The organism is Ancylobacter sp., assembly GCF_965249975.1.
Taxonomy (GTDB): Bacteria; Pseudomonadota; Alphaproteobacteria; order Rhizobiales; family Xanthobacteraceae; genus Ancylobacter.
Window position 1 is genome coordinate 44,471 of the sequence record NZ_CBDFNE010000015.1, and the last position, 17,968, is coordinate 62,438.

Sequence of the window (17,968 nt, forward strand, 5' to 3'; positions counted from 1 at the left end):
CATGGCCACCCTGCTCTTCGCCGAACATGACGATGCCAGCCTGAACCCCCGTCACCGCGCGCGCACTCACCGCCGCGCTGGCGCTCGGCGCCCCGGTGCATGTGCTGGTGGCCGGCGTCAATGCCCGCCCCGCCGCCGAGGCTGCCGCGAAACTCGCCGGCGTCGCCGAGGTGCTGCTGGCGGACGATGCCGCCTATGCCCACCGCCTCGCCGAGCCGGTGGCAGCGCTGGGTGTCAGCCTCGCCAAGGAGTATGGCGCGATGGTCGCCCCCTCCACCGCCTTCGGCAAGAGCGTGATGCCGCGCATCGCCGCGCTGATCGACGTGATGCAGGTCTCCGACGTGATCGCCGTCGTCTCGTCCGACACGTTCGACCGGCCGATCTATGCCGGCAACGCCATCCAGCGCGTGCGCGCCACCGATGCGGTGAAGGTGCTCACCATCCGCACCGCCTCCTTCGCCGCCGCCGGCGAGGGCAACGCCGCGCCGATCCGCACCCTCGGGGCCGCCGAAGCCGCCGCCGGCTCCAGCTTCCTCGGCGAGGAAATCGCCGCCAGCGCCCGCCCGGACCTGTCCGCCGCGCGCATCATCGTCTCCGGCGGCCGCGCGCTCGGTTCGGCCGAGCAGTTCCACGCCATTGTCGAGCCGCTGGCCGACGAGCTCGGCGCGGCGGTCGGCGCCTCGCGCGCGGCGGTCGATGCCGGCTATGCCCCGAATGACTGGCAGGTCGGCCAGACCGGCAAGGTGGTGGCGCCCGATCTCTATGTCGCGCTCGGCATATCTGGCGCCATCCAGCACCTCGCCGGCATGAAGGATTCCAAGGTCATCGTCGCCGTCAACAAGGACGAGGACGCGCCGATCTTCCAGGTCGCGGATTACGGGCTGGTGGGTGACCTGTTCGAGATCGTGCCGCAGCTCAAGGCCGAAATAGCTAAGGCAAAAGCCTGACGGGACACTATACTGCCGCCTCCGCAGGGGCAGAACGGACGCAGCAATGGCTTTCGAGATCAAGCGTATCGGCATTATCGGCGCCGGCCAGATGGGCAACGGCATCGCGCATGTGTGCGCACTCGCCGGCTATGATGTCGTGCTGAACGACCTTGAGGCCGACCGCATCAAGTCCGGCCTCGCCACCATCAATGGCAACATGTCGCGCCAGGTGGCCAAGGGCCTCTATGGCGAGGACGAGAAGAAGGCGGCGCTCGCCCGCATCCACGGCACCGACCAGGCCCCCGACCTCGCCGAGGTCGACCTCGTCATCGAGGCGGCGGTGGAGAAGGAAGAGATCAAGCGCCGCATCTTCTCTTCCATCTGCCCGTTCCTGAAGCCGGAGGCGATCCTCGCCACCAACACCTCCTCCATCTCCATCACCCGGCTGGCCGCCTCCACCGACCGGCCGGAGCGCTTCATCGGCATTCACTTCATGAATCCGGTGCCGCTGATGCAGCTGGTGGAGCTGGTGCGCGGCATCGCCACCGAGGACGAGACCTTCGAGCTTTCCAAGGCCTTCATCACCCGACTGGGCAAGACCTATGCGGTGGCGGAGGATTTCCCCGCCTTCATGGTCAACCGCATCCTGCTGCCGATGATCAACGAGGCGATCTACACGCTCTATGAGGGCGTCGGCTCGGTGGACGCCATCGACACCGCCATGCGTCTCGGCGCCAACCACCCGATGGGCCCGCTGCAGCTGGCCGATTTCATCGGGCTGGATACGTGCCTCTCCATCATGCAGGTGCTGCATGAGGGGCTGGCCGATTCGAAGTACCGCCCCTGCCCGCTGCTGGTGAAATATGTCGAAGCCGGCTGGCTGGGCCGCAAGACCCAGCGCGGCTTCTACGACTATCGCGGCGAAAAGCCGGTGCCGACCCGCTAGAGGCGGGGCACGCCGATACGCTGAATGACGGCGGCCCCGCCCGCCTAGCCCCGTCATCCTGAGGTGCCCGGCAAAGCCGGGCCTCGAAGGACGCAGACGGGTGCAGCCCCCTACCCCATCTTCCCCCGCACCCACCGCGCCGGCCGCCCGTCGATCGCCGCCAGCCCCGCCGCGATGAGGGCGAAACCGGCGAATTCGCGCGGCTCCAGCGCCTCGCCCAGCACCAGAGCGCCGAGCAAGATGGCGCTCACCGGCACGAGGAAGGTCACCAGCGAGATGTTGGTGGCCCCATTTCGGGCGACGATGCGGAAATAGAGGATATAGGCGAGCCCGGTGGAGAGCACGCCGAGCCCGAGCAGCGCGCCGATCACCGGCAGCGAGGGCACCGGCAAATGCCAGGGGCGGTCGACCAGCACCGCCACCGGCAGCAGCAGCAGCGTCGAGGTGGTGAGCTGCGCCATGGCGACGCCGAGCGGCGGCAGATGGCGGAAGCGGCGGGAATAGACCGCCGCGAAACCATAGGACACGGTGGCGCCGATGGCGGCGAGCTGCGCCGGCAGATGGTGCCCGCCGAGCTGGCCAAGCAGCGCCGGGCCCATCATGACCGCCACGCCGACAAAGCCGAGGGCGACGCCGATCAGCTTGCCGAGGGTGAATTTCTCGTCATGGGTGAAGGCCTGCGCCACCAGCACGGTGAACAGCGGCGTCGCCGCGTTGAGAATGGAGGACAGCCCGCTCGGCAGATGCTGCTGCGACCAGGCGATCAGTCCGAAGGGAATGAGATTGGCGATCACCGCCAGCAGCAGGAACTCGCCCGCCAGCCGCCGGTTCAGCGGCAGATGTATGCCGCGCGCGCGGGCGATGATCCACAGCGCCAGCGCCCCGACAGCGACGCGGGTGAGCACCATGGTCAGCGGGGGAATCTCGGCGACCGCCACCTTGCCGAAAAAGAAGGAGCCACCCCAGATCAGCGCCAGCAGCGCCAGCGCGCCCCAATCGGCCGGCGCCATCGGCAGCGGCCCGGCAACGGCCGTGGCGAGCCCGGTGCGGTGAACGGGGCTCGACGCGGACATGGCACGCTCCTGCAAGGGGGTGCGGCCTTTTAGCCCTTCCTCGGGCGGCGCGCCACCCGGTTTCGACGCGAAGATGGCCGGTCGACCTGTGCACCCGGCCCGTCATCCTGAGGCGCCCGGCACCGCCGGGCCTCGAAGGACGCAGAAAGCTTCCGCCCCCAGGCCCGGCGAGACAGCGGCCCGGCCCCGCGTGCTTCGAGGCCGGCCTGCGGCCGGCACCTCAGCATGACGGAGCCTCCGGCGAAGGCGTCCTAGGGCGCCTTGCCCGTCTCGGCCAGCGCCGCCTTCACCAGCGCCACCGCATCCGGGCTCGCCCATTCCGCCGGGCCGGCGATGTGGCCAAGCTCGCAGCCCTGCGCATCGATCAGCATGGTGGTGGGCAGGCCGAAGCCGCGCCCGACCACGCGCAAATCCTGGAAGGCCTGCGCCTTCGGGTCGGTATAGAGCGCGAGGTGCTTCAGCCCCGTCTCGGCGAAGAAGGCTTTCGGCTTGGCCGCGTCACGGGTGTCGATGTTCACCGTGATCACCTCGAAGCCCGGCTGACCCTGCGCACCCTTGGTGCCGAGTTCGCCCTGAAGCTGGTCGAGCGCCGGCATCTCCTTGCGGCAGGGCACGCACCAGGTGGCCCAGATGTTGACGAGCTTCAGCCCGTCGCCGCCGACCTGCGACAGCCGGGTCGGCTTCCCCTCGGGGTCGAGGAAGGCGAGATCGGGGATGCGGGTCGGCTTTTCCGTCGGGGCGAAGGCGGCGAGCTCGCCGGTGGCAAACGTGGCCAGCCTTTTGCCGGCCGCACTGGCCGCACTGCACTGACTGTCCACCTCACCGGCCTCATCGGCCACGGCGATCGGCGCCGGCGCGGCCGGCCCGGTGGCAACGGCGTTGCGCGCCCCGCCCCCAATCCCGTATACGCCTGCCAGCCCGACAATGGCGCCCAGCACCAGCGCGGCCGCCAGCACGAGGGCGAAGCGGCCCGCGCGGCGCGGCGGAACCCCGCCCGCCGGTGCGGCGGCGTCCTCAGGTCGTTCGGTCATGGCCGTCCTCGCGGAGAAAAGTGAGCATGAGCAACAAGATGTGGGGCGGCCGGTTCGAGACCGGCCCCGACGCGATCATGGAGGAGATAAACGCCTCCATCGGTTTCGACCAGCGCCTGTACGCGCAGGATATCGCGGGTTCGAAGGCGCATGCCTCGATGCTGGCGGCCCAGGGGATCATCGACAAGGCTGATGCCGAAAAGATCGCGGCGGGTCTAGACACGATCCTGTCAGAGATCGAAGCGGGCGATTTCACCTTCCAGCGGGCGCTGGAAGACATCCATATGAACGTCGAATCGCGCCTCGCCACCCTGCTCGGCCCGGCCGCCGGCCGCCTCCACACCGCCCGCTCGCGCAACGACCAGGTGGCGACGGATTTCCGGCTCTACGTGCGCGACACAATCGACACGCTCGACGGACAGATTCGCGATCTCCAACAAGCACTTGTGGAGAAGGCGCTGATCCATTCCGGCACGGTGATGCCGGGCTTCACCCATTTGCAGACCGCCCAGCCGGTGACCTTCGGCCACCATCTTCTCGCCTATGTCGAGATGCTCGGGCGTGATCGCGGCCGCCTGCGCGACGCCCGCGCCCGGCTCAACGAGTGCCCGCTCGGCGCCGCTGCGCTGGCCGGCACCTCCTTTCCCATCGACCGCTTCGCCACCGCCAGCGCCCTCGGCTTCGACCGGCCGACGGCGAATTCGCTCGATTCCGTCTCCGACCGCGACTTCGTGCTGGAGACACTGGCGGCGGCGTCCATCGCGGCGATGCACCTCTCCCGCTTCGCCGAGGAGATCGTGATCTGGACCTCGCCGCTGGTGGGGCTGATGAAGCTCTCCGACCGCTTCACCTCCGGCTCCTCGATCATGCCGCAGAAGCGCAACCCCGACGCGGCCGAGCTGGTGCGGGCCAAGATCGGGCGAATCGCCGGTGCTTTCAATGGCTTGCTGATGGTGATGAAGGGCCTGGCGCTGGCCTATGCCAAGGATATGCAGGAAGACAAGGAAGGCGCCTTCGACGCGTTTTCCACCCTGTCGCTGATGATCGCCGCCACGGCCGGCATGGTGCGCGACATGGTGCCGGACGAGAAGCGGATGAAGGACACCGCAGGCTCCGGCTACTCCACCGCCACCGACCTCGCGGATTGGCTGGTGCGCGTGCTCGGCCTGCCCTTCCGCGAGGCGCATCACGTCACCGGCCGCATCGTCGCGCTCGCCTCCGCCAAGAACGCGCCGCTGCACAAGCTGACGCTGGCGGAGATGCAGAGCGTCGAGCCCCGCATCACGGCGGAAGTGTTCGGCGTGCTCTCGGTGGCGAAATCCGTGGCCAGCCGCGTTTCCTATGGCGGCACGGCGCCAAAGAATGTCCGCGCCCAGGCCAAGCGCTGGCTGAAGCAGCTGGCGAAGTAGGCGGTTCTTATGGCCACCGTCATCCCGGATCGGCCTTAAGCCGTCCGGGATGATGGCCGGGCGGCGTGCTACCCTTTCCGACCCAACAATCTCAAGGCGTTGGCCGTCACCAGCACGGTGGCACCGGTATCGGCGAGGATGGCCGGCCACAGGCCGGTGATGCCGGCGAGGGTGGTGACGACGAACACCGCCTTCAGCCCCAGCGCCAGCGTGATGTTCTGGTGGATGTTGCGCATGGTCGCGCGCGACAGAGCGATCATTCCCGCGACATCGCCGACCCGGCCGTGCAGCACGGCCGCGTCCGCCGTCTCCAGCGCCACATCCGTGCCGCCGCCCATGGCGATGCCGACCGTGGCGGCGGCGAGCGCGGGCGCGTCATTGATGCCGTCGCCAACCTTGGCGACCTTCAGCCCCTCGCGCTGCAACTCGTTGACGATGCGCTGCTTGTCGGCCGGCATCAGGCCGGCGCGCACCTCGATGCCGAGGGCGGCACCGATCGCCTGCGCGGTGCGCTCATTGTCGCCGGTCAGCATCAGCGTGCGGATGCCCTCGGCCTTGAGCGCGTCAAGCCCGACCTGGGCATCGGCCCGCGGCTCGTCGCGCAGCGCGATCAGCCCCTGCGCCCGCCCGTCCGCGACCAGCACCGCCACCGTCTTGCCAGCGGCGTTAAGCGCCCCGATTGTCGCCTCCTGGTCGGCGCTCAGCGTCGCCCGCGCGCCCGCCGCCTTGGGCGAGCCCAAAAACAGTGCCGCGCCCTCGACCGTGCCGCTCACCCCCTCGCCGCCCAGCGCGACCGCCGCCTGCACGGGCGGGATGGCAAGCCCACGCGCCGCCGCTTGCGCGAGAATCGCGCTGGCGAGCGGATGGGTCGAGCCCGCTTCCAGCGCCGCCGCGCGGGCCAGCAGCCCGGCGTCGTCCCCGGTAAAGGCCACGAGATCGGTGACGGCGGGCTTGCCCTCGGTCAGCGTGCCGGTCTTGTCGAAGGCCACGGCATTGATCGTGCGCAGTGCCTCCAGCACCGCACCGCCCTTGATGAGCAGGCCGCGCCGCGCGCCGACCGCCAGCCCGGCGGCGATGGCGGCGGGGGTGGAAATGACCAGCGCACAGGGGCAGCCGATCAGCAGCAAGGCCAGGCCCTTGTAGATCCATTCGTCCCAGGCCGCGCCGAAGACAAGCGGCGGCAGCACAGCCACCAGCGCGGCGACAACAACGACCAGCGGCGTGTACCAGCGGGCGAAACGGTCGATGAAGCGCTCGGTCGGTGCCTTGCTCTCCTGCGCCTCCTCGACGAGGCGCACCACGCGGGCAATGGTGTTGTCGGACGGTGCGGTGGTGGCGCGCAGGGTGAGCGCGGCCTCCCCGTTCACCGTGCCGGCGAAGACGGCGTCACCGGCCTGCTTGGCCACCGGCGCGCTTTCCCCCGTCACGGGCGCCTCATTCACTGTGCCAGCACCGTCCAGCACCTCACCATCCGCGGGCAGGCGCTCGCCAGGGCGGACCAGGATCACGTCGCCGATCCTGAGGCTCTCGACCGGCACCTCGCGCGTCGCGCCGCCTTCGACGAGGCACGCCGTCTTCGGCACCAGCGCGGTGAGGGCGCGGATGGAACTGCGGGCCCGGCCGGCAGCGACGCCCTCCAGCAACTCGCCGACGAGAAACAGGAACACCACCGCCGCCGCCTCTTCCGACGCACCGATGATGACGGCGCCGACGGCGGCGATGGTCATGAGCGTCTCGATGGAAAAGGGCGTGCCGGAAAGCCCGGCCATGACCGCGCGGCGGGCGATCGGCACCAGGCCGATCAGCAGCGCGGCGATGAAGATCCAGGGGTCAAGGCGTGGGAAGAAATGGCCGAGGCCGTAAGCCGACGCCAGCGCCGCGCCGCAGAGAAGCGTGAGCCGCGCCTTGCCGCTCTTCCACCAAGGCCCATCCAGCGCGAGATGCGCGTGGTCGTGGCCGCCCGCCCCCGGCTGGGCGGCCACGCTGCCGGCGGCGCGCGCAGGCGCGGCATGGGCGGCATGGTCATGTTCATGGTCATGCGCGTGGTCGTGATCGCAGTCGGGTCCGTGCGTGTGCGCATGAGCGTGACCGGAAGGCGCCGCCGCCGCTGTCGCCAGGGGTGAGATGCCGTAGCCAAGGCCAGCGACGCGGCGTTCCACCAGCGGCAGATCGGCGCCGCTGTGCTGCACCGTCATCGTGCCGGCGGTGACAGAGACCGCGACATCCGCGACGCCGTCGACGCGCCGCACCGCCGTTTCGATCTTCATCGCGCAGGAGGCGCAATCCATGCCCTCGATACGGTAACAGGTCTTCTCGGCCAGCATGCGCGTCACTCCTCCGTCCCGCCTTGCATCGGCGGCAGAGCCAACCTACTTCCTCTAGTGACTAGAGGAGCAAGCGGGAAATGATGGCCCAGTACACAATTGGCGACGCCGCGCGCGAGAGCGGCGTAAAGGTGCCCACCATCCGCTATTATGAGGAGATCGGCCTCCTCCCCGCCCCGCCGCGCACGGACGGGGGAAGGCGCGCCTATGGCGGAAAGGACCTGCGGCGGCTGGCCTTCATCCGCCATGCACGGGAGCTCGGCTTCGAGATCGACGCGATCCGCACGCTCCTGCATCTGCAGGACGCCCCGGACCAGTCCTGCGCCGCCGCCGATGCCATTGCCCGCGATCATCTCGCCAGCGTGGAACGCCGTATCGCCAGCCTCACCGCGTTGCGGGCCGAACTCCAGCGCATGGTGGAAGGCTGCGCCCATGGCCATGTCGCCACCTGCCGGGTGATCGAGATACTGGCCGATCACGGCGCCTGCGCCCACCACCAGCGTGCCGACGCCTGACTGGCAAAGCCGGCTCAGGCCTCCGCCGGCGCCTCCCCGTCCTGCGGCACCGCGACCGGCTCGCAGGTGAAGCCTGCCCGCGCCGTGCGCACCGCACCGGCGATGAAATCCTCAACCGTGCGGATGCGCCTGAGGTCGCGGATGTCTGCATGGGTGACAAGCCAGTAGGACCGGCGGAAGCTCAGTTCCGGCAGCAGCCGCACCAGTTCGGGATGCGCCAGCGCGGCATAGTCGTGCAGGATGCCGATGCCGCCGCCGGCCCGCACCGCCTCCATCTGCCCCACCACGCTGGCGCATTCCAGGCGGCGCGCCTCGACCTCGCGGAACACCTCGAAATAGTCGAGCGCCGGCGAGTAGACCAGATCGGGGACATAGGTGACGATTAGCCGCCCGGTAACATCGCGCAGGGTCCCTATGGGTCCGGTGCGGGCGAGATAATCCCGCGCCGCATAGACCCCGAGCGTGTAGTCGGTGAGCTTGCGCGCCACCAGCCGCCCCTCGCTCGGCCTTTGCAGCGTCACCGCGATATCCACTTCGCGCTTGGGCAGCGAGAAGCTGCGCGGCAGCGGCGCGAGCTGGATCGACAGGCCCGGATGATCCTCCGCGAGGCGCCCGAGGCGCGGGGCGAGAAAATAGGTGCCGAAGCCGTCCGGGGCGCCGATCCGCACCGTGCCAGCCAGAGCGAGATCGACATTGCCCAGCGCTGCCTGCGCCTGCAGCATCTCGGTCTCAATGCGCTCGGCATGCGCCAGCAGCCGCTCCCCCGCCGGGGTGAGTTCGCTCCCCGTGGTGCGCCGCTCCAAGAGCTTGGAACCGAGACTCGCTTCCAGCGCTCCCAGCCGGCGACCGACGGTGGCATGGTCCAGCCCGAGCTGACGCGCGGCGGCCAGCATCTGGCCGGCACGCGCCACGGCGAGGAAGATACGCAGATGGTCCCAATCCATGGCATGTTGCCTATCGCATTGTGCGCAGCCGCACAACGGATGCGAAAACATCGTCGTTGAAGTGACGACTTTCAACAAGCAAAACCGCAGCCAGGAAAACCAGAGGAGAGATCGCGATGGCGGTCATCGGGCATTACATCGGCGGCAAGGTGGTGACGACGACAGGGCGCACATCCCCGGTCTTCGACCCCTCCACCGGCGCGCAGACCGGCGAAGCGCTGCTCGCCTCCGTCGCCACGGTGGGCGAGGCGGTGGCCGCCGCTGCTGCCGCCTTCCCCGCCTGGGCCGACACGCCGCCGCTGACGCGCGCGCGCATCATGTTCAAGTTCAAGGCGCTGCTTGAGCGCGACATGGACGCGCTGGCGGAAGCGATCACCCGCGAGCACGGCAAGACCTTCGAGGACGCCAAGGGCGAAGTGACCCGCGGCATCGAGGTGGTGGAATTCGCCTGCGGCATCCCGCACCTGATGCGCGGCGACTTCACCGAGCAGGTGGCGCGCGGCGTCGACGTGTTCTCCGCCCGCCATCCCGTCGGCGTGGTCGCCGGCATCACCCCGTTCAACTTCCCCGTCATGGTGCCGATGTGGATGTTCCCGGTGGCGCTGGCCTGCGGCAACGCCTTCGTGCTCAAGCCCTCCGAGAAGGACCCGACCCCCTCGCTGATGCTGGCGGAACTGCTGGCCGAGGCCGGCCTGCCGGCGGGCGTGTTCAACGTCGTGCAGGGCGACAAGGAGGCGGTCGACGCCCTCCTCACCCATCCCGATGTCGCGGCGGTCAGCTTCGTCGGCTCCACCGCCATCGGCGAATATGTCTACAAGACCGCCGCCGCGCACGGTAAGCGGGCGCAGGCGCTGTGCGGCGCCAAGAACCACCTGGTGGTGATGCCCGATGCCGATCTCGACAAGACCGTCGACGCGCTGATGGGCGCCGGCTACGGCTCGGCCGGCGAGCGCTGCATGGCGGTGTCGGTCGCGGTGGCGGTCGGCGGCGTCGGCGATGCGCTGATGGAAAAGCTCGTGCCGAAGGTGCGCGCCCTCAAGGTCGGCCCCGGCCTCGACCGCGAAAGCGAGATGGGTCCGCTCGTCACCAAGGAACACCTCGCCAAGGTTTCCGGCTATGTCGATGACGGCGTCGCCGCCGGCGCCGAGCTGGTGGTCGACGGGCGCGGCCTGAAGCTGCAGGGCTATGAGAATGGCTATTTCATCGGCGGCTGCCTGTTCGACAAGGTGACGCCGGACATGAAGATCTACAAGGAAGAGATCTTTGGCCCGGTGCTCTCCGTCGTCCGCGTCGACCGCTATGACGAGGCGCTGAAGCTGGTCAACGAGCACGAATATGGCAATGGCGCCGCCATCTTCACCCGCGACGGCGACGCCGCCCGCGCCTTCGACCGCGACGCCAAGGCCGGCATGATCGGCATCAATGTGCCGATCCCGGTGCCGGTGGCGTTCCACTCCTTCGGCGGCTGGAAGCGCTCGGTGTTCGGCGACCGCAACGTGTATGGCATGGAAGGCGTCGGCTTCTACACCAAGATGAAGACCACCACCGCCCGCTGGCCGACCGGCATCCGCGAGGGCGCCCAGTTCGTCATGCCGACCAGCGGCTGACGGACGACACGAGGCAATAGGCAGCGCCGCACGGCGGAGACCCGTGCGGCGCTGCTGCCATTTTCAGGCAGTGGCGGATGCGACTAGTCTCGGCGCATGTCCCGCTCCGAGCGCCTGTTCGATCTGCTGCACGTCCTGCGCCGCCACCGCCAGCCGGTGAGCGGGCGCGTGCTCGCCGACGAGATCGGTGTGAGCCTGCGCACCCTCTACCGTGACATCGCCACGCTACAGGCCCAGGGCGCGACCATTGAGGGCGAGGCCGGGGTCGGCTATGTGCTGCGCCCGGGCTTCCTGCTGCCGCCGCTGATGTTTCCGCCCGAGGAAATCGAGGCGCTGGTGCTCGGCTCGCGCTGGGTGGCAGGGCGGGCGGATGGCCCGCTGGCCGAGGCGGCACTGTCGGCGCTCGCGCGCATCGGCGCCGTGCTGCCGGCGGAGCTGCGCGCCGAGATGGAAGCCTCGGCGCTGTTCGTGGCCCCCGGCGCCGCCATTCCGGCCGATTCCATCGACTCCGCTCTGCTGCGCAAGGCGATCCGCACCGAGAGCAAGCTCTCCCTCGCCTATCTCGACGCGGCCGGCACAGCGAGCGAGCGCATCGTCTGGCCCTTCGCGCTGGCCTTTTTCGACCAGGTGCGGCTGCTCATCGGCTGGTGCGAACTGCGCGGCGCCTTCCGCAGCTTCCGCACCGACCGCATCACGCGGGCGGACATCCGGGAAGCGCGCTACCCCGTGCGACGGGCGGAACTGATCCGGCAATGGAAGCTGGCGAAGCAGGCGGCCGCTTCGCAAAAGCCCGAATCCTGCTGACATAAATTGGCAGCAGTGCCGCCTATGCTTGCCCCTCGAATCTTCGGGGGACGACATGACCGACGCCAGCAATATTCTTCTTTATGTGAACGATGCGCCCGCCAGCGCCCGCTTCTACGGCGCGCTGCTGGACCGTGCGCCGGTGGAGCAGAGTGCGACCTTCGCCCTGCTGCCGCTGGCACCGGGCATGATGCTCGGCCTGTGGCAGCGCGATGGGGTGACGCCGCGGCCGCATCTGCGCGCGGGCGGCAATGAGATCGGCTTCAAGGTCGCCGATCCCGCCGCCGTCGACGCCGCCTATGAGAACTGGGCGACGAAGGGGGTAGCGATCGCCCTGCCGCCGACCGATCTCGATTTCGGCCGCAGCTTCGTCGCGCTCGATCCCGATGGCCACCGGCTGCGGGTCTACGCCCTCAATGACGCGCCATAGGCCCAGGCAGCCCTCGCGCCTCAGTCGTGGGAGCGGCCGAAATCCGGCGCGGCGGTTTCCTGACCGATCTCGATGATCGAGCGACGGATGGCGCGGGTGCGGGTGAACAGCTGGAACAGCTTGTCGCCCTCCGCCCAGCGGATCGCCCGCTGCAGCGCGATCAAATCCTCGGTGAAGCGGCCGAGCACCTCGATCACCGCCTCGCGGTTGTTGAGGAACACGTCGCGCCACATGGTCGGGTCGGAGGCGGCGATGCGGGTGAAGTCGCGGAAGCCGCCGGCCGAGTATTTGATCACCTCGGACTGCGTCACCGCCTCAAGGTCCGCCGCCGTGCCGACGATATTGTAGGCGATGAGATGCGGCACATGCGAGGTGATGGCCAGCACCAGATCATGGTGCTCCGGCGTCATCGTCTCGACATTGGCGCCCATGGCCGTCCACAGCCCGGACAGCGTTGCCACCGCCGCGGGGTCGGCGCCCTCGGGCGGGGTGAGGATCGACCAGCGATTCTTGAACAGGGTGGCGAAGCCGGCATCCGGACCGGAATATTCCGTGCCGGCCACGGGATGGCCGGGCACGATGTGAACATTGGCCGGCAGATGCGCGCGCAGCGCAGTCACCACGGCGCCCTTCACCGAGCCGACATCGGAGATGATGGCGCCCGGCTTCAGATGCGGGGCGATCGCCTCCGCCACCGCGCCCATGGCGCCGACCGGCACGCACAGGATGATGATGTCGGAGCCCGCCACCGCCTGCGCCGGCGTGGCGGCGACGAGATCGGCGATGCCCAGATCGAGAACGCGATCACGGACCGCCTCCGACCCATCATAGGCCACCAGCGTGCCGGCGAGCCCGCGCGCCTTGACCGCGCGCAGGATGGACGAACCGATCAGCCCGATGCCGATGACGGTCAGCCGGCCGATGAGCGGATGCGCCAGCGGCGGGTCAAGCACCATGGCCCGCCTCCCCGCCCATGAACGCCTTCAGCGCCTCCACCAGCAGGCGATTGGCCTCCTCGGTGCCGATGGTCACGCGCAGCGCGTCTGGCAGGCCGTAGGAATCCACCCGCCGCAGGATCAGCCCACGCTGGCTGAGGAAGGCGTCCGCCTCCTTCGCCGTGCGGCCGGGGGTCTGCGGGAAATGCACCAGCAGGAAGTTGGTGACGCTTGGCGTCACAGTCAGCCCGAGCGCGGTGAGTTCCTGCGCCAGCCAAGGCAGCCAGGTCTCATTATGCGCCACGGCGGTCTCCACATGGGCCGTGTCCTCGATGGCCGCGACGGCGGCGGCTAGGCCGGGGGCGGAAACGTTGAACGCCCCGCGAATGCGGTTGATCGCGTCCGCCACCTCGGCCGGCCCGTAGAGCCAGCCGACCCGCAGCGCCGCGAGGCCGTAAATCTTGGAGAAGGTGCGCAGCATGACAACGTTCGAACAGGTCGCCACCAGCTCGATACCCGCCTCATAGTCGTTGCGGCGGACATATTCGGCATAGGCGGCATCGAGCGCCAGCAGCACATGCGGCGGCAGGCCGCGCTGCAGCCGCTTCACCTCGTCGAAGGGCAGATAGGTGCCGGTCGGGTTGTTGGGGTTGGCGAGAAAGACCACGCGGGTCTTCTCGGTCACGGCCGCCAACAGTGCGTCGACATCGCTGCGATAGTCCTTCTCCGGCGCCACGACCGGCGTCGCCCCCGCCGCCAGCGCGGCGATGCGGTAGACGAGGAAGCCATGCTGCGAATACAGCACTTCGTCGCCCGGCCCGGCAAAGGCGGCGGCGGTCAGCATCAACAGCTCGTCCGAGCCGGTGCCGCAAACGATGCGCGTGGGATCAAGCCCATATTGGGCGGCGATGGCCTCGCGCAGCTTGGTCGACGAGCCGTCGGGATAAAGCTCCAGCGCGTTCGCCGACTGGAAGGCGGCAACCGCCTTCGGGCTGGGGCCGAGCGGATTCTCGTTCGCCGAGAGTTTATGCACCTTCACCCCCGGGCCGCCCTGCGACTTGCCCGGCACATAGGCCTCGATCGCCAGAACGCCGGCGCGCGGGACGGGACGGTTGGGACGGGGGGCGGTCGACATGACGGGGCTCCAAGGGAGACGGTCGGGGAGAGGGAAGTCGCGAGGAGAAGGAGCGGAAAGGCGCCGGGGTCAAGCCGTCGGCGCGTGGGTGACGGGCGCGTGCAGCGCCGGCGCATGGGTATAGCGGCTGGCATGGCTGCCGACGAGTGCCGCCGCGCGCACAGACGCGCCGCTTTCGCGCAGCGCCGCCAGCACCGTGTCGAGGCTGACCGCCCCGCCGACCGGAATCGAGGCGAGCAGCGCCGCGCCGTCGAGCCCGCGATCGGGCACGGCGATCACATCGGCCAGCGGCGCCAGCGCCCGGGCCGCCTGGGCATTCCAGCCGGAGACGTGCAGGCTCCACGCCTCCACCTCCGTCACCGCCCCGTCCGTCACCGGATGAGCGATGCAGAACACCGGCAGGCCGGCGGGATGGTCGGCGCGCTCGACAAAGGGCAGGCGGGCGATGATCTTCGGCGTGTGGGGGCCTTCCAGCGCCGTCCACCACGCGCCGGCGGAGGGCGAGGCGAAGGCCGGCACCAGGCCGAGATCGCCGCGCGAACGCGCCACGGCCGCCACCACGCCGGAGGCGCCCATATGGCCGATGAACGGAACGGTAAAGCCGAAATGGAAGCGCGAAGCGTCGCGCATCGCCGCCTCCCCGGAGGCGAGATCGGCATGCACCGCGTAAGGCGCCTGCACATAGGTGAAGGTGGAGATGATGACCCGCCAGATGCCTTCGACCGTGTCGAGCGGCAGAATCCCGCGGTGGCGGTCCACCAGCCGGCGCATCATGGAGGCCTCGCGCGCCGGGCGGAAGGCCGAGCCGCTCTCAGTGCCCTGCGCCCGCTTTACCGCCACCAGCCGGTCGATGATCTGGCTGCGCTCGATCAAAAGCGCGTGCATCTGTGCATCGATGCGGTCGATCTCCGCGCGCAGGCTGCCGAGATCCGGCGCGGCGGCGTCGGAAGCCGGAGAAACCGCCCTTTGCGGCGCGTCCTGAGTGTGGGCCTTCATGTCCATGGCGGCTTGTCGTAAACCTCACGCGGGCGCCGCGCAAAGCAAAATCTGACGCAGCGCTCTATTGACAAGTGCCGGCTGTGGGATCATCGCATCGTCCGGTATAACGAACTCTTCGTCCGGTATGACGGTTCCCATGTCCGACACAACGGCCCTGCGCGATCTTCCGGCCTATGAAGCCGCCCGCGGCGAAGCGGACCATCCGCATTCCGCCGTGGTGCGCTTCGGCGCCGACAAGCCGCTCGCCCTCGATGCCGGCGGCGTCCTGACCCCGTTCCAGATCGCCTACCAGACCTATGGCACGCTGAACGCGGCGCGCTCCAACGCCATCCTGCTCTGCCACGCGCTGTCGGGCGACCAGCACGCGGCCAATGTCCACCCGGTCACCGGCAAGCCGGGCTGGTGGGAGACGCTGGTCGGGCCGGGCAAGCCGATCGACACCGAACGCTGCTTCGTCATCGCCTCGAATGTGCTCGGTGGCTGTCTCGGCACCACCGGCCCCTCCTCCACCAATCCGGCCACCGGCCAGCCTTATGGGCTCGACCTGCCGGTGGTGACGATCCGCGACATGGTGCGGGCGCAGGCCATGCTCATTGACCATCTCGGCATCGACAAGCTGCTCGCGGTGGTGGGCGGCTCCATGGGCGGCATGCAGGTGCTGCAATGGGCGGCGAGCTATCCCGAGCGCGTCTTCGCCGCCATGCCCATCGCCACCGCCGCGCGCCACTCCGCGCAGAACATCGCGTTCCACGAGGTCGGCCGCCAAGCTGTCATGGCCGATCCGGAATGGCGCGGCGGACGCTATCTCACCGAGGGCACCAGCCCGCGCCGTGGCCTCGCTGTGGCGCGCATGGCCGCGCACATCACCTATATGTCGGATTCCTCGCTGCACCGGAAATTCGGCCGGCGGCTGCAGGACCGCGACGGGCACACGTTCTCGTTCGACGCCGACTTCCAGGTGGAGAGCTATCTGCGCCACCAGGGCGAGGCCTTCGTCGACCGGTTCGACGCCAATTCCTATCTCTATGTCACCCGCGCCATGGATTATTTCGACCTCGCCGGGGAGTATGGCGGCGTGCTGGCCAATGCCTTCCGGGGCACGACGACCCGCTTCTGCCTCGTCTCCTTCACCTCAGACTGGCTGTTCACCACGGCGGATTCGCGCGCCATCGTCCACGCGCTCAACGCGGCGGGCGCGCAGGTGTCTTTCGCCGAGATCGAGAGCGACAAGGGCCACGACTCCTTCCTGCTCGACGAGCCGGAATTCTTCGCCATCACGCGCGGCTTCATCGATTCCGCCGCGCGCGCCGTGGGAGTGTCCTGATGGCCGCGCGCGACCGCACCATGAGCGAAGCCGCGCGGGCGGCATCCGGCAAGCGCGTCGACCTGCTGCTCATCGCCGACATGGTGCGCCCGGGTTCGCGCGTGCTCGATGTCGGCTCGGGCGACGGCGAGCTGCTGGAACTGCTCGCCACCACGCGCGGCTGCGACGCGCGTGGCATCGAGCTGTCGCGCGAGGGGGTGAATGCCGGCGTGGCGCGCGGGCTTCCCATCATTCAGGGCGACGCCGATGTCGACCTCGCCGACTATCCCGACAATTCCTTCGACTATGTCATCCTCTCGCAGACCATCCAGGCGACGCGCCGTCCGAAATGGGTGCTGGAGCAGATGCTTCGGGTGGGCAGCCACGCCATCGTCTCCTTCCCCAATTTCGGCTTCTGGCGGATGCGGCTCGACCTGTTGCTGAACGGACGGATGCCGAGCACGGAAAATCTGCCCTACAGCTGGTACGACACGCCCAACATCCATTTCTGCACCATCCGCGATTTCGTCGCGCTGGTGGAAGAGGTGGGCGCCCGCATCGACCGCGCCGCCGCTCTCAACGGCTATGGCCACCCGGTGCGCTTCAACCTGCCCTGGGCGGTGTGGAACCTGCTCGGCGAACAGGCGGTGTTTCTGCTGTCGCGGAAGGGGTGAGGGCGGGATCCCGTCATTGGCTGCAGTTCCGGGCGTTCCAAGACAGGACCGGTGCCCGCGAAAGATCAGCGGGCTGCGTCGCCAAACCTGCTGACCATCCGCCGGAAGAACAGCTCGGCTTCGCGGCGGGGCTCTTCATTCGCACGGACCTGCTTCAGCGCCAGCCCCCGACGCGCCTCGTCAAATTCGGCGTCCATGAATGCCGCGATTTCCGGCGGCATCGTGCCATTGCCGAGTTCCCGCGTAACGGCCTTGCGGGACAGAAGATCGGCGATGATGGCCTCCAATCGGCCGGGAAGTTCTGCATCGCCGACCAGTGTCGGGAAGTGCATCGGTCCGAAGGCTTGGGCCGGGTGAAGGCGCATCCAGCGCAGCATGAGGGCCGGGCGCAGCGCATAGAACAGCTTCTTCAGCGGCACATCGGCTGGATCGGGCAGATCGGTACGCCGGATGCGCTCACCGAGGTGAAGATAGTGGCGGAGGATGAGCGTGCGGTCTGTGACGCGCTGGGCGAGCGCCAGCATTTCCGACCGAAACGCGTCATCCGCGCCATAAATGATCGGCGAGGTAAGCCACTCGACCACCACCGCATTGCCCTTCAGCAGCAGGGTCAACGCCTTCGCAAGGTCCCACCCGCCCACATCGAATATCCGATCCACCGGCGTTTCGATCACGTCGCGTTTAGGGAACAGCGCGAGATAGTCGTCCAGCGGACGGACATAGATGAAGCGGCAATCATAGTCGCTGTCCGGCGAGGGGAATCCCCACGCCCGACTTCCGCTCTCGATGGCGAGCGGGATCTGAACGCCATGGGTCACGCAAATGGCCGCAAGCCGGTCGTCGATGGCCGCAACGATATCGGCGTCCATCCCGGGCGAAAGACAGCGCAGGCGCGTCTCTTCACGCATTC

At 68.8% G+C, this 17,968-nt stretch carries 16 protein-coding genes and 1 pseudogene; 9 read left to right on the forward strand and 8 right to left on the reverse strand.

The window, feature by feature from the left end; all coding sequences use genetic code 11:
- Position 1 precedes the first annotated feature (1 nt).
- Both ACP2AH_RS11050 and ACP2AH_RS11055 read left to right on the forward strand, forming a co-directional pair.
- Positions 2–947: pseudogene (locus ACP2AH_RS11050) on the forward strand (electron transfer flavoprotein subunit alpha/FixB family protein).
- A gap of 46 nt (positions 948–993) precedes the next feature.
- Positions 994–1,875, forward strand: a complete 882-nt coding sequence (locus ACP2AH_RS11055; RefSeq protein ID WP_244450208.1) for a 3-hydroxybutyryl-CoA dehydrogenase — start codon at positions 994–996, stop codon at positions 1,873–1,875.
- Between the two features lie 110 nt (positions 1,876–1,985).
- On the opposite strand, the gene ACP2AH_RS11060 is transcribed toward ACP2AH_RS11055, so the two are convergent.
- Positions 1,986–2,948 carry a DMT family transporter gene (locus ACP2AH_RS11060; protein WP_425105845.1) on the reverse strand — a complete coding sequence of 321 codons (963 nt, stop codon included), beginning with the start codon at positions 2,946–2,948 and terminating at the stop codon, positions 1,986–1,988.
- Positions 2,949–3,199: 251 nt separating this feature from the next.
- Entirely contained in the window at positions 3,200–3,979 is a 780-nt protein-coding gene (tlpA, locus tag ACP2AH_RS11065) for a thiol:disulfide interchange protein TlpA (protein WP_425105846.1), read from the reverse strand.
- 26 nt (positions 3,980–4,005) lie between these two features.
- On the opposite strand from tlpA, the gene argH reads away from it, so the two are divergent.
- Positions 4,006–5,388: an argininosuccinate lyase gene (gene argH, locus ACP2AH_RS11070; protein WP_425105847.1), complete on the forward strand. Its 1,383-nt coding sequence runs from the start codon at positions 4,006–4,008 to the stop codon at positions 5,386–5,388.
- Between the two features lie 68 nt (positions 5,389–5,456).
- Here the strand turns inward: argH and ACP2AH_RS11075 are convergent, their stop codons facing one another.
- Complete coding sequence (locus ACP2AH_RS11075; protein WP_425105848.1) at positions 5,457–7,712, reverse strand: heavy metal translocating P-type ATPase; 2,256 nt, start codon at positions 7,710–7,712, stop codon at positions 5,457–5,459.
- An 83-nt stretch (positions 7,713–7,795) separates the two neighbouring features.
- On the opposite strand from ACP2AH_RS11075, the gene ACP2AH_RS11080 reads away from it, so the two are divergent.
- Positions 7,796–8,227 carry a MerR family transcriptional regulator gene (locus ACP2AH_RS11080; protein ID WP_425105849.1) on the forward strand — a complete coding sequence of 144 codons (432 nt, stop codon included), beginning with the start codon at positions 7,796–7,798 and terminating at the stop codon, positions 8,225–8,227.
- Between the two features lie 14 nt (positions 8,228–8,241).
- Here ACP2AH_RS11080 and ACP2AH_RS11085 read toward each other — a convergent pair whose 3' ends face one another.
- Positions 8,242–9,171 carry a LysR family transcriptional regulator gene (locus ACP2AH_RS11085; RefSeq protein ID WP_425105850.1) on the reverse strand — a complete coding sequence of 310 codons (930 nt, stop codon included), beginning with the start codon at positions 9,169–9,171 and terminating at the stop codon, positions 8,242–8,244.
- Positions 9,172–9,287: 116 nt separating this feature from the next.
- On the opposite strand from ACP2AH_RS11085, the gene ACP2AH_RS11090 reads away from it, so the two are divergent.
- From ACP2AH_RS11090 to ACP2AH_RS11100, 3 genes are all read left to right on the forward strand, one after another.
- On the forward strand, positions 9,288–10,778 hold the full coding sequence (locus ACP2AH_RS11090; RefSeq protein WP_425105851.1) for a CoA-acylating methylmalonate-semialdehyde dehydrogenase: 1,491 nt from the start codon (positions 9,288–9,290) through the stop codon (positions 10,776–10,778).
- 96 nt (positions 10,779–10,874) lie between these two features.
- Positions 10,875–11,582, forward strand: a complete 708-nt coding sequence (locus tag ACP2AH_RS11095) for a helix-turn-helix transcriptional regulator (RefSeq protein ID WP_425105852.1) — start codon at positions 10,875–10,877, stop codon at positions 11,580–11,582.
- Positions 11,583–11,637: 55 nt separating this feature from the next.
- Positions 11,638–12,012, forward strand: coding sequence for a VOC family protein (locus ACP2AH_RS11100; protein WP_425105853.1), 375 nt, complete (start codon positions 11,638–11,640; stop codon positions 12,010–12,012).
- A gap of 20 nt (positions 12,013–12,032) precedes the next feature.
- Here ACP2AH_RS11100 and ACP2AH_RS11105 read toward each other — a convergent pair whose 3' ends face one another.
- From ACP2AH_RS11105 to ACP2AH_RS11115, 3 genes are all read right to left on the reverse strand, one after another.
- Complete coding sequence (locus tag ACP2AH_RS11105) at positions 12,033–12,968, reverse strand: prephenate/arogenate dehydrogenase family protein (protein ID WP_425105854.1); 936 nt, start codon at positions 12,966–12,968, stop codon at positions 12,033–12,035.
- Complete coding sequence (gene hisC, locus ACP2AH_RS11110; protein WP_425105855.1) at positions 12,958–14,082, reverse strand: histidinol-phosphate transaminase; 1,125 nt, start codon at positions 14,080–14,082, stop codon at positions 12,958–12,960. Before hisC ends, ACP2AH_RS11105 begins: the two co-directional genes overlap by 11 nt.
- 69 nt (positions 14,083–14,151) lie before the next feature.
- Positions 14,152–15,084, reverse strand: a complete 933-nt coding sequence (locus ACP2AH_RS11115; protein WP_425105856.1) for a chorismate mutase — start codon at positions 15,082–15,084, stop codon at positions 14,152–14,154.
- Positions 15,085–15,217: 133 nt separating this feature from the next.
- On the opposite strand from ACP2AH_RS11115, the gene metX reads away from it, so the two are divergent.
- Positions 15,218–16,405: a homoserine O-acetyltransferase MetX gene (metX, locus tag ACP2AH_RS11120; RefSeq protein WP_425105857.1), complete on the forward strand. Its 1,188-nt coding sequence runs from the start codon at positions 15,218–15,220 to the stop codon at positions 16,403–16,405.
- Positions 16,405–17,058: a methionine biosynthesis protein MetW gene (gene metW, locus ACP2AH_RS11125; RefSeq protein ID WP_425105858.1), complete on the forward strand. Its 654-nt coding sequence runs from the start codon at positions 16,405–16,407 to the stop codon at positions 17,056–17,058. The genes metX and metW overlap by 1 nt, the downstream gene beginning before the upstream one ends.
- Before the next feature lie 65 nt (positions 17,059–17,123).
- On the opposite strand, the gene ACP2AH_RS11130 is transcribed toward metW, so the two are convergent.
- The gene (locus ACP2AH_RS11130) at positions 17,124–17,966 is read right to left on the reverse strand and encodes a nucleotidyltransferase domain-containing protein (RefSeq protein WP_425105859.1); all 843 of its coding nucleotides are present in this window, start codon (positions 17,964–17,966) and stop codon (positions 17,124–17,126) included.
- Between the last annotated feature and the right edge of the window lie 2 nt (positions 17,967–17,968).